Below are 16,520 nucleotides of genomic sequence, written 5' to 3' on the forward strand. Positions count from 1 at the left end.
CGTGCTGATCGGTCTCCCTCCGGAATCGCGCGACGACGAACCGCGCGGGGCGCGTGCGCATTTTCTCCAGGTATTTCTGTCCCAGCGTTCGCAGATGGAGGCGCTGGTGAACCGGCGTGTCGGCTGCCGGGCGACAGCAGCGGATCTGGTGCAGGATCTGTTTTTGCGTTTCTGGCGCCGGCCGCTGGTGCAGGTCGAAGAGCTCAGCACTTATCTTTTACGTTGCGCCGGCAACATCGCCATCGACCATTTGCGCAGCGAAGGCACGCGTACGCGGGTCAACGAAGGCTGGCAACCGGATGAACCGGACAGCCACGGCAGCGAACCGCAAGCCGCGCTTGAAGCCGGCAATGATCTGCGCCATGTCGAAGCCGCGTTGCGCGCGTTGCCCGAGCGCACTCGGCAGATCTTCTTGCTCAATCGCATCCACGGTCGCAAGTACGCAGACATCGCCAAGGCCATGGGCCTGTCCCAAAGTGCCGTGGAAAAACATATGATGCGCGCCCTCGAGGCCTGCAAGGCCAGCCTGCGCGAACCCGCGCCACGCACGCCAGGGAAAGCACCGTGACTCACATCGACCGCGTCAGCCCGACGCCCGCTCAGGAACAGGCTGCCTTCGCCTGGCTGAGCCTGTTGCATGATCGGCCAAGCGCGGGCGATCAACTCACCTTCAGCCAATGGCTGCGCGCCGATCCGGCGCACGCCGAGGCGTACGCGCAGGCGCAAGTGGTCTGGGAATTGAGCGAAGGCCCGGCGCAAACCCTGGCCGCTGAAGATGACGTGGCGTTGCAGGGTTACCTCAAGGCAATGGACCGACCGCGTGGTACGCAGTTGAAACGCTGGTCGGCCGCGCTGGCGCTGGCCGCATGCCTGCTGCTGATGGTCAGCCTCGGTACGGGCTGGCAACCGCAGCGCTGGGTCGATGATCTGGGCGCCGATTATGTTTCCGCGCCCGGCGAAATCCGCACGCTGACCCTCGCCGACCAATCGCAAGTGACCCTCGATGCCGACAGTGCGATTGCCGTGGATTTCAGCCGTGGCGAGCGCCATGTGCAGCTACGTCGCGGCGGCGGTTTTTTCAGCGTGACGCACACCGGCGATCCGTTTGTGGTGGCGGCTGATCAAGGTGAAGCGCGGGTGCTCGGGACGCAATTCGAAGTGCGTCTGCAGCCGCATGGCGCGCAGGTCACGGTATTGTCAGGACGCGTTGGCGTGAAGGCGGATCATCTGGGCGAACAGCAGATTCTCACGGCCGGGCAGCAGGTTGCTTATGCCGATGGCACAGCGCAAAAACTCCATGCAGTGGACAGCGAGGCGCAACTGGCCTGGCGTCAGGGCTGGCTGACTTACTACAAGTCGACATTGGCGGAGGTGGTCGAGGATTTGCGCCGGTATTACCCGGGGCGGATTATCGTGCTCAACGATGAGTTGGCGGCGCGCAAGGTCAGTGGCAGTTTTCCGAGCAAGGATCCGCAGGCTGTTCTGAATTCTCTGCAAGGGGTGTTGGGGTTTGAGCAGCATCAGGTGTTGGGGCATTTGATTATTTTGCGTTGAGGCGACGTCAAAAGATCGCAGCCTGCGGCAGCTCCTACATTGAAATGCGATCCCCTGTAGGAGCTGCCGAAGGCTGCGATCTTTTGATCTCGAATAAATATTTTCAAATAGTGATGAGGTAAACCCGAACCCCATCCGTGTAGTGACTGAAACTGCGAGTCATTCGCATCCGTTGCGGTTCTACACAGGTCATTGAGCAATGAAGTCCAGGGCAAAATCGGGTTCGGTCAAACAGTGGTTAAGCGTGTCGGCATTGAGTTTTTCGGCTTTGGCGTTGTTGCCGATGAGCATCGCCCTGGCCGCTGAAACCGTCAGCAGCCCGACGCAGAAGCAGTTCAATTTCGCCTTGGCCGCCAAACCGCTGCCGCAAGCCCTCAGCGACTTCAGCCGCGTCACCGGGCAAAGCGTGGTCTATACCGATGAAGCGCCGTACGGTCTCACCGCGCCGGCGGTCAGCGGCCAGATGAGTGCGGAACAGGCGCTGCAGAAGTTGCTCACAGGTTCCGGTCTGAACTTTCGCCGCACCGACAGCCACACCCTGGCGCTGGAACCCAAACCGACCGAAGGCGCACTGAACCTCGGCGCCACCACCATCACCTCGCTGCGCGACGAATCGACCAGCTACCAACCGCCGCCAACCAGCTCGGTAATGCGCTCGTCGGCCTCGCTGCAGGAAGTCCCGCAGACCGTCAACGTCATCCCGGCGCAGGTCATCCGCGATCAGGCACCGCGCAACCTCGACGACGCACTGGCCAACGTCAGCGGCATCACCCAAGGCAACACCTTGGGCAGCACCCAGGATTCGGTGATGACCCGCGGTTTCGGCGACAACCGTAACGGCTCGATCATGCGCGACGGCATGCCCATCGTGCAGGGCCGTGGCATGAACGCCACGGTGGATCGCGTCGAAGTGCTCAAGGGCCCGGCCTCGTTGCTCTACGGGATTCAAGACCCCGGCGGCGTGGTCAACATGGTCAGCAAGAAGCCGGAACTGACGCCGTACAACGCATTGACCCTGCGCGGTTCGACCTACGGCGACGGCAAGAATGGCAGCGGCGGCACCTTCGACAGCACCGGCGCACTGGGCGATTCCGGGCTGGCCTATCGCATGGTGCTCGATCACGAAGACGAAGATTACTGGCGCAATTTCGGCACCCACCGCGAAACTCTGATTGCTCCGTCGCTGGCCTGGTTCGGTGAAAGCACCAAGCTGTTGTTCGCCTACGAGCATCGCGAATTTCTCACGCCGTTCGACCGTGGCACCTTGATCGATCCGCGCACCAATCATCCGCTGGACATCTCGCGCAACGAGCGTCTCGACGAGCCGTTCAACAACATGGAAGGGCGGTCTGATCTCTATCATTTCGAAGCCGACCACGAACTCAACGACGACTGGAAAGCCCATTTCGGCTACAGCTGGAACCGCGAGACCTACGACGCCAGTCAGGTGCGCGTAACCGCCATCGACACCAAAAAAGGCACGCTGACCCGCAGCATGGACGGCACGCAAAACGCGATCAGCACTGACCGTTTCACCACCGCCAGTCTCGAGGGCAAAGTCAATGTGCTGGGCATGCAGCATGACCTGGTGTTCGGCGTCGACGACGAGTACCGCAAGATCTACCGCGCTGACCTGATTCGCCAGAAAAGCCTGAGCACCTTCAGCTACGTCAATCCGGTGTATGGCCGTGAAGTCGAAGGCACCACGGTCAGTGCCGCCGACAGCGCGCAGACCGATGAACTGCGCAGCGATTCGGTGTTCATGCAGGACTCGATTCACCTCACCGATCAATGGATTCTGGTCGCCGGCGGGCGCTTCCAGGAGTACGACCAGTACGCCGGCAAAGGCGTGCCGTTCAAGGCCAACACCGACAGCAACGGGCAGAAGTGGGTGCCGCGCGCCGGCCTGGTGTATCGCTACACCGACGCCTTGTCGTTCTACGGCAGCTACACCGAATCGTTCAAACCCAACTCGACCATCGCCCCGCTGAGCGGCAGCAGCACCGTGCTCGACGGCAGCATCGCGCCGGAAGAAGCCAAGTCGTGGGAGCTGGGTGCGCGTCTGGATATGCCGGGCCGCATCACCGGTAACATCGCCTTGTTCGACATCAAGAAACGCAACGTGCTGGTGGCCAACGCCGAGGGCCCGACGACGATTTACAGTGCGGCCGGCGAGGTGCGCTCGCGCGGTCTGGAACTGGACTTGACCGGGCAACTGAGCGAGCACTGGAGCATGATCGGCAGCTACGCCTACACCGACGCCGAAGTTACCGAGGACCCGGACTACAAAGGCAAACGCCTGCAAAACGTGGCGAAGAACACCGGCTCGTTGTCGGCGGTGTATGACTTCGGCAGCGTGATCGGCGGCGATCAATTGCGCGTCGGCGCCGGGGCGCGGTATGTCGGTGAGCGGGCGGGTAACGCGGTGAATGATTTCGATCTGCCGAGCTACACCGTGGCTGATGCGTTTGCTACCTACGACACCAAGGTTGAAGGGCAGAAGGTCAAGTTTCAGCTCAACGTGAAGAACCTGTTTGATCGCACTTACTACACCTCGGCGGCGAGCCGGTTCTTTGTGTCGATGGGCGATTCGCGGCAGATCTCGCTGTCCAGCACCCTGGAGTTCTGATTCGCAACCGCGTCATCGTTCATCGCTGGCAAGCCAGTTCCCACAGGTTATTGGTCGAACACAAACTTTGTGAACGACTGAAGAATTTGTGGGAGCTGGCTTGCCAGCGATGAGGCCCTGACAGGCAACAAGAATTCCGCTCTACCGCAAGAACGCCTGCCGATACTCCCCCGGCGTCCCGCCCAACACCTGCTTGAATCGATTGGTAAAGTGGCTGGCACTGGCAAACCCACAGGCCAGCGCAATCTCTCCCAACGGTAGCGAAGTGTTGCGCAACAATTCCCGTGCGCGACTCAAACGTCGCGCCAGCAGGTACTGGTGCGGCGGCAGGCCGAAGCTCACGCGGAACATCCGCGCAAAGTGGTATTCCGATAAGGCACACAATCCCGCCAATTGCCCGAGGCTGATCGGCTCGGCCAGCTGACTGTCGATGAACTCCACCAACTGCCGGCGTTGATGCGCGGCCAGCCCACCCTTCAGACGCAGACCCTGACGCGCGCCGACCTGGCTGAGCAAGGTGTGGCTGATCAGTTCATGCGCCAGGCTGCTGGTCAGCAAGCGTTCGGCGGGCTCTTCCCAGTTCAGGGTCAGCAAATGCCGAAAGCGCTGCGCCTGCTGCGGGTCTTCGAGAAAGGTCTGTTCGCGCAACTGCATTTCCCGTGGCTCGCGATCAAGCAAGGTGACGCAACCAAGGGCAAATTGTTCAGGGCTGAAATACAGGTGCGCCAGACGGATATCGCCATTGATGACCCAACCGGACTGGTGATCAGCCGGCAGGATGCACAGTTTGTCCGGCCCGCCCTTGTTGCCTGGCTGGCCGCGACGAAACGTGCCCGTACCGCCATCGATGTAGCACGAGAGGGTGTGATGGCTCGGCGCTTCGTATTCCTGGGCGTCGTGGTGGTTGGTCCACAAGGCTGCAGACAAGCCGTCACCGAGCTCGGCGCTGTGCACCAGGCGTGCATTCGGCGAACGGTTAAGCGCTTGAAAGACTTGCAGGGTATCGATGGCGGCCATGATCGGTTCTCTTCAACGCCTTGCATCCTACTCCGTAGACGCCGCGCTGCCAGCCTGCCGCCAGACAAAAGCGCAAGAATCTGCAAGCGCGCCGACGCTGGGTGCATCACGCTCAATCCCTATCCAACGCAAAACCTGTAGCGAGGGAGATTGCTCCCGCCTGAGTGCGCAGCGCTCACAACAATGTGCAGGCAGCCAGATTCTTGGGGCCGCTTCGCAGCCCGGCGCGAGCAAGCTCGCTCGCCACAGAAAAGCGTTCGGCGTTATCTCCAGGAGCTTGCACCATGAATCTGTCGTTGTATTTGCTGACCGTGCTGATCTGGGGCACCACCTGGATTGCCTTGAAATGGCAACTGGGCGTGGTCGCCATTCCGGTGTCGATTGTCTATCGCTTTGGTCTCGCCGCGCTGGTGCTGTTCGTCTTGCTGTTGCTCAGCCGTCGCCTGCAGCCGATGAACCGGCGCGGGCATCTGATTTGCGTGGCGCAGGGGTTGTGCCTGTTTTGTGTGAACTTCATGTGCTTTTTGACCGCCAGCCAATGGATCCCCAGCGGTCTGGTCGCGGTGGTGTTTTCAACCGCAACGCTGTGGAACGCGTTGAATGCACGGGTGTTCTTTGGCCAGCGCATTGCGCGCAATGTGCTGATGGGCGGTGCGCTGGGGCTGTTTGGCCTGGGCATGCTGTTCTGGCCTGAGTTGGCCGGGCATCAGGCCAGTCCACAAACCCTTCTGGGGCTGGGTTTGGCACTGTGTGGCACCTTGTGTTTCTCGGCGGGCAACATGCTTTCGAGCCTGCAACAGAAGGCCGGGCTCAAACCACTGACCACCAATGCCTGGGGCATGGCGTACGGCGCGGCGATGTTGTCGGTGTGGTGTCTGGTCAAAGGCATCCCGTTCGACATGGACTGGTCACCGCGTTACGTCGGTGCGCTGCTGTATCTGGTGATTCCGGGTTCGGTCATCGGCTTCACTGCTTATCTGACGCTGGTCGGGCGTATGGGCCCGGAGCGGGCGGCTTACTGCACGGTGTTGTTCCCGGTGGTGGCGCTGAACGTCTCGGCGTTTGCCGAAGGTTATCAATGGACAGCGCCGGCGCTGATGGGACTGGTGTTAGTGATGCTGGGTAATGTACTGGTGTTTCGTAAGCCGAAAAGAGTGGTGGTGCCGGTTCAGGGAAAGTTGGCTTGAAATAAACGAGTGCTGAACTTCAGTGCTCGACTTTCAAACTGATGTAAATCATCACCGGGAACATGAAATCGACAATATGCCGTGCCCAGTCTTTGGCATTCCATGATTGCGAAGTGTCCATGTCAAACCACTCCACTCCCACGGTTTGCAGGCAGACGTAATAAATGAAGATTGCCGCAAGTATGCCCATGATCGAGAACTTTTTTGCCTCGTGGAATACCTCGGCGGGTGCGTTGATATGGCGCAGCAACTGGTAAGTGCCAATCAGGCAGAGCACGGTGTAGGTGACTTCCATGGTGATGATGAACCAGTAGATCCGGTGATGAATCATCGGCGTCTCAATGGCTCGATACTTGATGCTTTCACTGGCCGTGGTGGTGTCCATGCTCAGGATGTGAGCCACGTAGGTGTAGTTTGCATTGTAGTCGGTGAAGTTGTGGATGATCACCAGCAGGCCAAAGAAACTGATGTAAGCCATCAGTATCACTTTGCTGTAGCGGATAAGTTTGTCGGTGTTCAAGATGTTCACAGCTTTAGCTCTCCATAGCGCTTGTCGATCATTCGGCAGCCGGGCAGAGCTTATAATGCTGTTGTTTGATTTTGTCTCTTGTTCGATTTCAAGTTATGTATAGCGATAACGAACGGGCAAGTACGATGTCGCACTTGCCCGTGCTCTTTTATCCGCGCCAGACTTGCGGGTTCACCAAGTCTTGCGGGCGCTCACCGAGCAGGGCGCTGCGCAGGTTGGCGAGGGCGCGGTTGGCCATGGCTTCGCGGGTTTCGTTGGTTGCGGAGCCGATGTGCGGCAGGGTCACGGCGTTTTTCAGTTGGAACAGTGGCGATTCGGCCAGCGGTTCTTTTTCGTAGACGTCCAGACCGGCGCCGCGAATGCGGTTGTTTTGCAGGGCTTCGATCAGGGCGGGTTCGTCGACGACCGGGCCGCGGGAGATGTTGACGAGGATTGCACTTGGTTTCATCAGGGCCAGTTCGCGGTGGCTGATGAGGTGGCGGGTTTTGTCGCTGAGTGGCACCACCAGGCAGACGAAATCGGCTTCGGCGAGCAGTTGGTCGAGGCTGCGAAATTGGGCGCCGAGTTGTTGCTCGAGTTCGGTCTTGCGGCTGTTGCCGCTGTAGATGATCGGCATGTTGAAGCCGAGGTGGCCACGGCGGGCGATGGCGGCGCCGATGTTGCCCATGCCGACGATGCCGAGGGTTTTGCCGTGAACGTCAGAGCCGAACAGCGGGGCGCCGACGCTGGCTTGCCATTGGCCGGCCTTGGTCCAGGCGTCGAGTTCGGCGACGCGGCGGGCGCTGCTCATGATCAGGGCGAAGGCGAGGTCCGCAGTGCTTTCGGTGAGGACGTCGGGGGTGTTGGTGAGCATGATGCCGCGTTGGTTGAAGTAGTCGAGGTCGTAGTTGTCGTAGCCGACGGAGACGCTGGAGACGACTTCGAGTTTGCTCGCGGTTTCGAGTTGGGCCTGGCCGAGTTTGCGGCCGACGCCGATGAGGCCGTGGGCGTGGGGCAGGGCTTCGTTGAATTGGGCGTTGATGTCGCCGGTTTTTGGGTTGGGGACGATGACGTCGAACTCTTGTTGCAGGCGTTCGATCATTGGCGGGGTGATGCGGCTGAAGGCCAGGACAGTCTTTTTCATTGCTGAGGGCTCGACGGGCTTGATTGCAAGCAAGCTAACATTTTCTCGCTTTGATTGTCTCGGGGGGCTTGGCGGCCTTTGGGCCGACCATGTTCTTGGGGTTTTGGGTGTATATCCGTTTTTTGGGTGATGGCGGCTTAGGGTTTCGCCCTTACGGCGAGTCACCTTTTCCAAACGCCGAAAAGGTAACCGAAAAGGCTTTGCTCCTGCGTTCGGCCCGCTCGCTGGGGCTCGGGGTTCCTTCGCTCCGGTATCGATCCGGGGGCAGCGCCTACGGTTTGCTTCGCTGCACCTCCTCTCGCTGTGTTTGGCTGCGCCAAACGGTCGCTGCGCTCCCACCCCCGGATCAATCCCTCCACTCAGCCTTCCGACGTCGCTCATGGATCAAGATCAAGAGCTTTGTCGAGCTTGCGCTCATCCTGTGTAGGAGCTGCCGCAGGCTGCGATCCTTTGATCTTGCTTGTGCTTTTGTAGGAGCAGAGCTTGCTCGCGATAGCGGCCTGACAGCCGACCAATTCCTGCCAGATGTACTCAATCCAACTGTAGGAGTGAGCCTGCTCGCGATGACGTCCTGCCGGCCTACCAATATCTCTCAATTGTACTCAACCCCTGTGGGAGCCTGGCTTGCCAGCGATGGCGGCCTGGCAGCCGACTATCGTCCTGTCGATCGCCCCAATCCAACTGTGGGAGCGAGCCTGCTCGCGAAAGCGGTATGACAGCCGATCATTTTCTGTGAGGTTGCAAAAGGTTTGACTCGGTTTTCCAATTTTTTATCGCAACTCGTACTTAAAAACTGTCATTTATATCAGGTGTTAATTGCCCGAAGAGAAGGAAGACTTCTGTTAATGGTAGGGCCAATTAAATTTCTTGGAAGGGTTAAAACATGGAGCATGACGAGTTTTTTACAAAGGATCATCCCCGGTCGGCGGTACAAGGTACCGGAAATGCGCTAATAGGTGACTTTGCACCGTTTTCCGGGAAAGTCGTAAAATTCATAGTAGGTAGGGTCAATAAACTGGTGGTGCTGAGTGCAAAGCAGGAACTTAGTCCGACTAAGTGGCTGGATCTTAGTCTCTACTTCAGCTTGGATATTGAAAATGGAAGGCATCCATTTGTAAAAGGTGGAAAGGTTTCTCACATGATCTATTCAATCAATGAAAAGGTAGGCGGTGGGCATAGCTTTAAACCTTATTCTGCGCTGCATGGAACTGGATACGTTGACGTGAACTTTGATATTGCCAAGGGGACGTTTGACGGTGGTTTTGAACTATTGTTCGAAGGCAGTACGTCAACTACACGCAAAGATCATGGCGGGTTCAGAGGTGTTGCAGGCTTGGAATACGAGACTAACCCTGATGGTGATCAATTGTAGGATTGAGCCTGCTCGCGATAGCGGAGTGTCAGACACCGTAAATGTTGAATGTGCTGACGTCTTCGCGAGCAGGCTCGCTCCCACAGGGGAATCAGTTGTGGGCTGGGGTTTGGGATATTTCGTGGTTATCCAGCGCGCGATTCACGGCCAGTTCGGCGAGCATGATGATTTGCTGGATCGCCAGAATCGTTCTTCGCTGCGGGAGTTCGATGTAGGCGGCGATGTCGCTGGTCATGAGGCTGGCTTGTGCCAGTGATTCGCAGGCGTGGACCAGCAGGCTTTCGTTGTCCTGATTGGGGGCGACCTGGAACATGGTGCTGGGTTTGTGGAAGCGCAGGGTGAGTGCGTTGGGTTTGAGGTAGTGGTCGAGGGCGCGTTCGGCGGCTTCGTGGAATCTTTTTGAACCGGGGAATTCGTAGGGGGTTGTGTCTTCGAGTTCCGGGGGATTCGGTGTTGGTTTGATCATGGTGAAGCTCCATTCGGGAAGTGGAGTTCGCCAAGCACTGCGACCAAGCAATAGGGTGGCGAACCGTACGCGGGTTGGTCGACCAGGGAATGGAAACCCGGCAGAGCCGAAGCTCTCCCACGCACGGCTCGCCATTAAGCAAGCTTGAAAAGTGCGCCATTCTAAACCCGAGCGACCAAGCCCGGTCGCTGATTCGTCAGCGACACCCAAAGCCTATCCACCTCACTTCCGACAGACAACCGACGCGACCTGTCGGAAACATCCGCGAAATCCTCAATCTGTAGGAGCTGCCGTAGGCTGCGATCTTTTGATTTTTAAACGGCAAGATCAAAAGATCGCAGCCTGCGGCAGCTCCTACAGGGGCGTGGGGTGTTTAAACGTCAGTTGGCGACTCGGGCGCCGGCGAGGGTGCCGCTGAGTTCGTAGGCGGCCAGTTCGGCTTGGTGCGCGGCGAGGATTTCTGGCAACGACCCGCGCAGGTATTCGACCCACGTTTTGATCTTCGCATCCAGATATTGCCGCGACGGGTAGATCGCATACAGGTTCAATTCCTGCGAGCGGTAGTTCGGCATCACCCGCACCAGCGTGCCGTTGCGCAAGCCTTCAATCGCCGCATACACCGGCAGCACACCCAGGCCCATGCCGCTGATGATCGCGGTTTTCATCGCGTCGGCGGAGTTCACCAGAAACGGTGAGCTGTTGATGGTGACCACTTCCTGACCTTCCGGGCCGTCGAACGCCCATTTTTCCAAAGGGATCACCGGGCTGACCAGACGCAGGCAAGCGTGGTTGAGCAAGTCGCTGGGTTTTTGCGCGGCGCCGTTGGCTTTCACGTAGGCCGGGGAGGCGCAGACGATGCTGTAGGTGATGCCCAGTCGCTGCGAAACAAAACCGGAATCGGGCAGTTCGCTGGCGAGCACGATCGACACGTCGTAGCCCTCGTCGAGCAGATCCGGCACGCGGTTGGCCAGGGTCAGGTCGAAGGTCACGTCGGGGTGGGTCTTGCGGTAGCGGGCGATGGCGTCGATGACGAAGTGCTGGCCGATGCCGGTCATGGTGTGCACTTTCAATTGCCCGGCCGGGCGCGCGTGGGCGTCGCTGGCTTCGGCTTCGGCTTCTTCGACGTAGGCGAGGATCTGTTCGCAGCGCAGCAGGTAACGTTTGCCCGCCTCGGTGAGGGCGATGCGCCGGGTGGTGCGGTTGAGCAAGCGGGTTTGCAGATGGGCTTCCAGGTTGGAGACCGCGCGCGAGACGTTGGCGGTGGTGGTGTCGAGTTGCACGGCGGCGGCGGTGAAGCTGCCGGCTTCGGCGACGCAACTGAAGGCGCGCATGTTTTGCAAAGTGTCCATGGGGTGCTCTCAAGGGAGATGGCAAATTGTGACACGAAGTTTCGGGGGCTGAGACCCCCGACCAAGGGATTATCTCGTTAACCGTAACAAAGATTCACAGAAATCCCAGCTTATCGCCGCACAGGGCCTTCCATAGAATTGCGCCGATCCCTGTAGGAGCTGCCGCAGGCTGCGATCTTTTGATTTTGTTTTAAGGGAATCAAGATCAAAAGATCGCAGCCTTCGGCAGCTCCTACATGTCCCCTCTTCTCAGGAATTCGCAGCTGTGCCGCGTCGCATCAACAGAGCGCTTTTGCCGCTCAGTGTTCTGGCTTTTACCCTGGGTCTCAGCGGCTGCATCTCAACTGACGGAATTGCCCCGCAGGGCAAGGCGTTGGAGGCCAATTCACTGGCCACCGACGACGCCATCGCCCACGCTGCCCGTGACGCCAACTGGCCCACCGCGCAATGGTGGCAAGCCTACGGCGACCCGCAACTCAATCGCTGGATCGACCTCGCCGTGCAAGGCAGCCCGAGCATGGCCATGGCCGCTGCGCGAGTGCGCCAGGCGAAAGCCATGGCCGGTGTCGCTGAGGCGGCCGAGTCGTTGCAGATCAATGGCGAGTCGACGTTAAAACGCCACAACTGGCCGACCGATCAGTTCTACGGCCCCGGCGATCTGGCCAACACCACGACCTGGGATAACAACGCCGCGCTGGGTTTCAGCTACGCCCTCGACCTCTGGGGCCGCGAAAGCAACAGCAGCGAGCGCGCGGTGGATCTGGCGCACATGAGCGCGGCCGAAGCGCGACTGGCGCAGCTGGAATTGCAGAACAACATCGTCCGCGCCTACATCGAACTGTCGCTGCATTACGCCCAGCGCGACATCGTCGCGGCGACGCTCAAGCAGCAGCAACAGATTCTTGATCTGGCGCAGAAGCGTTTGAACGGAGGGATCGGCACGCATTTCGAAGTCAGTCAGGCCGAAACACCGTTGCCGGAAACCCATCGGCAAATCGATGCGCTGGATGAAGAGATCGCCCTCAGTCGTAATCAACTTGCAGCGCTGGCGGGGAAAGGGCCGGGGGAGGGTGCGCAGTTGCAGCGTCCGACCTTGTCCCTAGGCGCCGCACTGAAATTGCCGTCGGCATTGCCCGCCGAATTGCTCGGTCAGCGGCCGGATGTGGTCGCCAGTCGCTGGCAGGTGGCGGCGCAGGCGCGCGGGATCGAGGTGGCGCATGCCGGGTTTTATCCCAATGTCGATCTGGTCGGCAGCCTCGGTTACATGGCCACCGGCGGTGGCGCGCTGGAGTTTTTGACCGGCAAGAAACTCAACTACAACGTCGGCCCGGCGATCTCGCTGCCGATCTTTGACGGTGGGCGTTTGCGTGCCGAACTCGGTGAAGCCTCCGCCGGTTACGACATCGCCGTGGCGCATTACAACCAGACGCTGGTGAATGCGCTGAAGAACATTTCCGACCAGTTGATCCGCCGCGAATCGATGGACAAGCAGCAAGGCTTTGCCGCCGAGTCGGTGGCCACGGCGCAGAAGACTTACGACATCGCGATGATTGCTTATCAGCGTGGGCTTACCGATTACCTCAACGTGCTCAATGCGCAGACGTTGCTGTTCAAGCAGCAGCAAGTGCAGCAGCAGGTGCAGGCGGCGCGCCTCAGTGCGCATGCCGAACTGGTGACTGCGTTGGGCGGGGGCCTTGGTGCCGGCAACGACGTACCGACGGCCGAGAAAACTCAGGCCCCGAAAACCCCGGCACTGCTGCGGTGAACCCAAAATCTCTGCTGGGAATTTCCTCCTTTGGAGTTGACCCCAAACCCTGTGGCGAGGGGATTTATCCCCGTTCGGCGGCGCAGCCGTCGCAAAGCCAGTGCATGCGGTGTGACTGTGGGAATCGGGTCACAGGTTTTGCGGCCGCTTCGCAGCCCAACGGGGATAAATTCCCTCGCCACAGGGGCTGTGTACGCCGTAGCAAATTCTTCAATTCTCGATCATTGAGCAGGATTTAATGACTCCCTTGCCCGCACCGCTGCGCTGGCTCTACTCCCTGGAATGGCGCCGTGGATTTTTCGACTGGGCGCGCAGCGATGGCGTGACCTGGGTCTACATTTTCAAGGTGTTGCTCGCCGCATTCCTGACGCTATGGCTGGCCATGCGCCTGGAACTGCCGCAACCGCGCACGGCGATGATCACCGTGTTCATCGTCATGCAGCCGCAGAGCGGCCAGGTGTTCGCCAAAAGTTTCTATCGCTTCCTCGGCACATTGGCCGGGTCGGCGATGATGGTCACGCTGATCGCGTTATTCGCGCAAAACACTGAATTGTTTCTCGGCTCATTGGCGATCTGGGTCGGCATCTGCTCGGCCGGTGCCGCGCGTTGCCGCAACTTCCGCGCCTACGGTTTTGTCCTTGCCGGTTACACCGCCGCGATGGTCGGTTTGCCCGCGCTGGCGCACCCGGACGGCGCATTCATGGCTGCCGTGTGGCGAGTGCTGGAGATCTCGCTGGGAATCCTTTGCGCGACCGTGATCAGCGCCGCGATCCTGCCGCAAACCGCCAGTGCTGCCATGCGCAACGCCTTGTATCAGCGCTTCGGCGTGTTCGCATTGTTCGTCACCGATGGCCTGCGCGGACGCAGCAAAGCCGAGTCTTTCGAAGCGAGCAACGTGCGCTTTATCGCCGAAGCCGTGGGCCTCGAAGGCTTGCGCAGCGTGACGGTTTTCGAAGACCCGCACATGCGCCGACGCAACGGTCGCCTGAGCCGTTTGAACAGCGAATTCATGGGCATCACCACGCGCTTTAATGCCTTACATCAGTTGCTCGAACGCCTGCGCGTCAACGGCGAAGAACATGTGGTCGCGGCGATCAGACCCGGCCTGCAGGATCTCGCCGAAGTGCTCGACGGCTTCAGCGGCCGCGCCCTGACCAGCCCCGATGCCGCCCGTTTGGCAACGGCGCTGGCAACCTACAAAGAAGGTTTGCCGACACGCGTGCGAACCTTGCGCGCGATCTTTCAAGACACCGACCCCAGTGAAGCCGAACAACTGGATTTCCACACCGCGTACGAGCTGCTTTATCGCTTCGTCGACGACCTGCACAGTTATGCACAGACCCACGCTTCCTTGGCCGATCACCGTCACGAACGCGAGCGCTGGGACGAGCCGTTCACCCCGCAAACCAACTGGTGGGCGGCAGCGGCTTCGGGCATTCGCGCCTCGTTCATTCTGGTGGTGCTCGGCAGCTACTGGGTCGCCACCGCATGGCCAAGCGGCGCAACCATGACTCTGATCGCCGCCGCCACCGTGGGCCTTTCGGCGGCCACGCCAAACCCGAAACGCATGGCGTTCCAAATGGCCTGCGGCACCTTCCTCGGTGCCCTGATCGGCTTCGTCGAGATGTTTTTCATCTTCCCGTGGATCGACGGTTTCCCTCTGTTGTGCGTGATGCTCGCGCCGGTGATCGTGCTCGGCTCGTTCCTCACATCGCGGCCGCAATACGCCGGTGTCGGCCTCGGTCTGCTGATCTTCTTCAGTACTGGTTCGGTGCCGGACAACCTGACCATTTACAACCCGTATACCTTCATCAACGACTACATCGCCATGGTCATGGGCATGTTGGTCTGTGCCGCTGCGGGGGCGATTATTCTGCCGCCGAACAGTCGCTGGCTGTGGAAACGTCTGGAGCAGGATCTGCGCGGCCAAGTGGTTTACGCGATCAGCGGCAAACTCAAAGGTCTGGCCTCGAGCTTCGAGAGTCGTACCCGCGATTTGCTGCATCAGGCCTACGGTCTCGCCGCTGGTGAGCCGAAGGTGCAAAAGAACCTGCTGCGCTGGATGTTCGTGGTGCTCGAAGTCGGCCACGCGATCATCGAGTTACGCAAGGAACAGGCGATTTTGCCGGTGCACCCGGCCTATGCCGAATCGCAGCCGTGGCGGCAGGCGATCCGCGTGATGGGCCGCGCGCTGGTGCGACTGTTTCTGCAACCGAACACCAGCAATCTTGAACGCGCACTGGTCGCGGTCGACCATGCAATCAGCCGTGTCGCAGCCACCGATGAGCCGTTCGCGCCGCACTTCGACACCTCCGCATTGCGCCGGGTGAAGAGCTATCTGCACTTCATCCGCACCTCGTTGCTCGACCCGCAATCACCGCTCGCTGCCTACGCCATCGCCAAGCCCGAAGGACTTGCCCATGCCTCGTGAAATCGCCTTCCACGGCGTGTACATGCCGACCATGACCCTGATGTTTTTCATCGCTGCGGCATTGGCCTGGGCGGTGGATCGGTTCCTGTCCGGGTTCGACCTGTACCGTTTTTTCTGGCACCCGGCGCTGCTGCGTCTGAGTCTGTTTACCTGTCTGTTCGGCGCCATGGCGCTGACTGTCTACCGTTGAGAACGTCCCGATGAAAAAGTTTTTCAGCCTGCTCGCGACCCTGCTGGTGCTGGCCCTGGCGCTGTGGATCGGCCGCACGTTGTGGGAGCACTACATGAACACGCCGTGGACCCGCGACGGCCGCGTGCGTGCCGACATCATCAACGTCGCCGCCGACGTCACCGGCGAAGTGATCGACGTGCCGGTGCGTGACAACCAACTGGTGAAGAAGGGCGATTTGCTCATGCAGATCGACCCCGAGCATTACCGCATCGCGGTCAAACAAGCACAATCGCTGGTCGCTTCGCGCAAGTCGACCTGGGAGATGCGCAAGGTCAACGCCCACCGCCGCGCCGACCTCGACAACCTGGTGATCTCCAAGGAAAACCGCGACGACGCCAGCAACATCGCTGACGCTGCACTCGCCGATTACCAACACGCGCAGGCGCAACTGGACGCTGCCGAACTCAACCTCAAACGCACCGAAGTGCGCGCGGCGGTCGACGGTTATGTGACCAACCTCAACGTGCATCGCGGTGACTACGCGCGCATCGGCGAAGCGAAAATGGCCGTGGTCGACATGAACTCGTTCTGGGTTTACGGCTTCTTCGAAGAGACCAAACTGCCCCACGTGAAAGTCGGCGACAAGGCCGATATGCAGTTGATGAGCGGCGAAGTGCTCAAGGGCCACGTGGAAAGTATTTCCCGTGGCATCTACGACCGCGACAACCCGGAAAGCCGTGAGTTGATCGCCGATGTGAACCCGACGTTCAACTGGGTACGCCTGGCCCAGCGCGTGCCAGTGCGGATTCATATTGATGAAGTGCCGGAGGGCGTGCTCTTGGCGGCGGGGATCACGTGTACGGTGGTGGTAAGTCAGGGAGTGGAGTAATCCTCTGAGTTCCCCCCACCTTTAATAGGCGGGGGGC

The 16,520-nt window shown here is 59.8% G+C and carries 14 protein-coding genes; 9 read left to right on the forward strand and 5 right to left on the reverse strand.

Annotated features, from left to right (window positions below):
* Window position 1 precedes the first annotated feature (1 nt).
* The 3 genes from ACQ4MY_RS01320 to ACQ4MY_RS01330 all read left to right on the forward strand — a co-directional run bounded on the left by ACQ4MY_RS01320 (window position 2) and on the right by ACQ4MY_RS01330 (window position 4,183).
* A complete protein-coding gene (locus tag ACQ4MY_RS01320; protein ID WP_440093308.1) occupies window positions 2–568 on the forward strand; it encodes an RNA polymerase sigma factor in 567 nt (188 codons plus the stop codon).
* A complete protein-coding gene (locus ACQ4MY_RS01325) occupies window positions 565–1,554 on the forward strand; it encodes a FecR family protein (protein WP_440093309.1) in 990 nt (329 codons plus the stop codon). Before ACQ4MY_RS01320 ends, ACQ4MY_RS01325 begins: the two co-directional genes overlap by 4 nt.
* Window positions 1,555–1,753: 199 nt before the next feature.
* Window positions 1,754–4,183, forward strand: coding sequence for a TonB-dependent siderophore receptor (locus tag ACQ4MY_RS01330; RefSeq protein WP_440093311.1), 2,430 nt, complete (start codon window positions 1,754–1,756; stop codon window positions 4,181–4,183).
* Window positions 4,184–4,324: 141 nt separating this feature from the next.
* On the opposite strand, the gene ACQ4MY_RS01335 is transcribed toward ACQ4MY_RS01330, so the two are convergent.
* Window positions 4,325–5,200 carry a helix-turn-helix domain-containing protein gene (locus tag ACQ4MY_RS01335; RefSeq protein ID WP_440093312.1) on the reverse strand — a complete coding sequence of 292 codons (876 nt, stop codon included), beginning with the start codon at window positions 5,198–5,200 and terminating at the stop codon, window positions 4,325–4,327.
* A gap of 284 nt (window positions 5,201–5,484) precedes the next feature.
* On the opposite strand from ACQ4MY_RS01335, the gene ACQ4MY_RS01340 reads away from it, so the two are divergent.
* Complete coding sequence (locus ACQ4MY_RS01340; RefSeq protein WP_008087799.1) at window positions 5,485–6,387, forward strand: DMT family transporter; 903 nt, start codon at window positions 5,485–5,487, stop codon at window positions 6,385–6,387.
* A 19-nt stretch (window positions 6,388–6,406) separates the two neighbouring features.
* On the opposite strand, the gene ACQ4MY_RS01345 is transcribed toward ACQ4MY_RS01340, so the two are convergent.
* Window positions 6,407–6,916 (reverse strand): DUF2165 family protein, encoded by a 510-nt coding sequence (locus tag ACQ4MY_RS01345; RefSeq protein ID WP_008087801.1) that lies wholly within the window; start codon window positions 6,914–6,916, stop codon window positions 6,407–6,409.
* 148 nt (window positions 6,917–7,064) lie between these two features.
* Window positions 7,065–8,039 (reverse strand): 2-hydroxyacid dehydrogenase, encoded by a 975-nt coding sequence (locus ACQ4MY_RS01350; protein ID WP_440093314.1) that lies wholly within the window; start codon window positions 8,037–8,039, stop codon window positions 7,065–7,067.
* Window positions 8,040–8,922: 883 nt separating this feature from the next.
* Here ACQ4MY_RS01350 and ACQ4MY_RS01355 point away from each other — a divergent pair.
* Entirely contained in the window at window positions 8,923–9,411 is a 489-nt protein-coding gene (locus ACQ4MY_RS01355) for a hypothetical protein (protein WP_440093316.1), read from the forward strand.
* Window positions 9,412–9,502: 91 nt separating this feature from the next.
* On the opposite strand, the gene ACQ4MY_RS01360 is transcribed toward ACQ4MY_RS01355, so the two are convergent.
* The gene (locus tag ACQ4MY_RS01360) at window positions 9,503–9,877 is read right to left on the reverse strand and encodes a DUF6124 family protein (RefSeq protein ID WP_440093318.1); all 375 of its coding nucleotides are present in this window, start codon (window positions 9,875–9,877) and stop codon (window positions 9,503–9,505) included.
* 380 nt (window positions 9,878–10,257) lie between these two features.
* Window positions 10,258–11,226 (reverse strand): LysR family transcriptional regulator, encoded by a 969-nt coding sequence (locus ACQ4MY_RS01365; protein WP_008088899.1) that lies wholly within the window; start codon window positions 11,224–11,226, stop codon window positions 10,258–10,260.
* A 265-nt stretch (window positions 11,227–11,491) separates the two neighbouring features.
* On the opposite strand from ACQ4MY_RS01365, the gene ACQ4MY_RS01370 reads away from it, so the two are divergent.
* The 4 genes from ACQ4MY_RS01370 (at window position 11,492) to ACQ4MY_RS01385 (ending at window position 16,483) form a co-directional block, all read left to right on the forward strand.
* Complete coding sequence (locus ACQ4MY_RS01370) at window positions 11,492–12,991, forward strand: efflux transporter outer membrane subunit (protein ID WP_440093319.1); 1,500 nt, start codon at window positions 11,492–11,494, stop codon at window positions 12,989–12,991.
* 238 nt (window positions 12,992–13,229) lie between these two features.
* Window positions 13,230–15,422, forward strand: coding sequence for an FUSC family protein (locus ACQ4MY_RS01375; protein ID WP_440093321.1), 2,193 nt, complete (start codon window positions 13,230–13,232; stop codon window positions 15,420–15,422).
* Window positions 15,412–15,612: a DUF1656 domain-containing protein gene (locus ACQ4MY_RS01380; protein ID WP_007914106.1), complete on the forward strand. Its 201-nt coding sequence runs from the start codon at window positions 15,412–15,414 to the stop codon at window positions 15,610–15,612. The genes ACQ4MY_RS01375 and ACQ4MY_RS01380 overlap by 11 nt, the downstream gene beginning before the upstream one ends.
* A 10-nt stretch (window positions 15,613–15,622) precedes the next feature.
* Window positions 15,623–16,483 (forward strand): efflux RND transporter periplasmic adaptor subunit, encoded by an 861-nt coding sequence (locus ACQ4MY_RS01385; protein ID WP_440093323.1) that lies wholly within the window; start codon window positions 15,623–15,625, stop codon window positions 16,481–16,483.
* The last annotated feature ends 37 nt before the right edge of the window (window positions 16,484–16,520 follow it).

Source organism: Pseudomonas sp. SM4, assembly GCF_051913165.1.
GTDB lineage: Bacteria > Pseudomonadota > Gammaproteobacteria > Pseudomonadales > Pseudomonadaceae > Aquipseudomonas.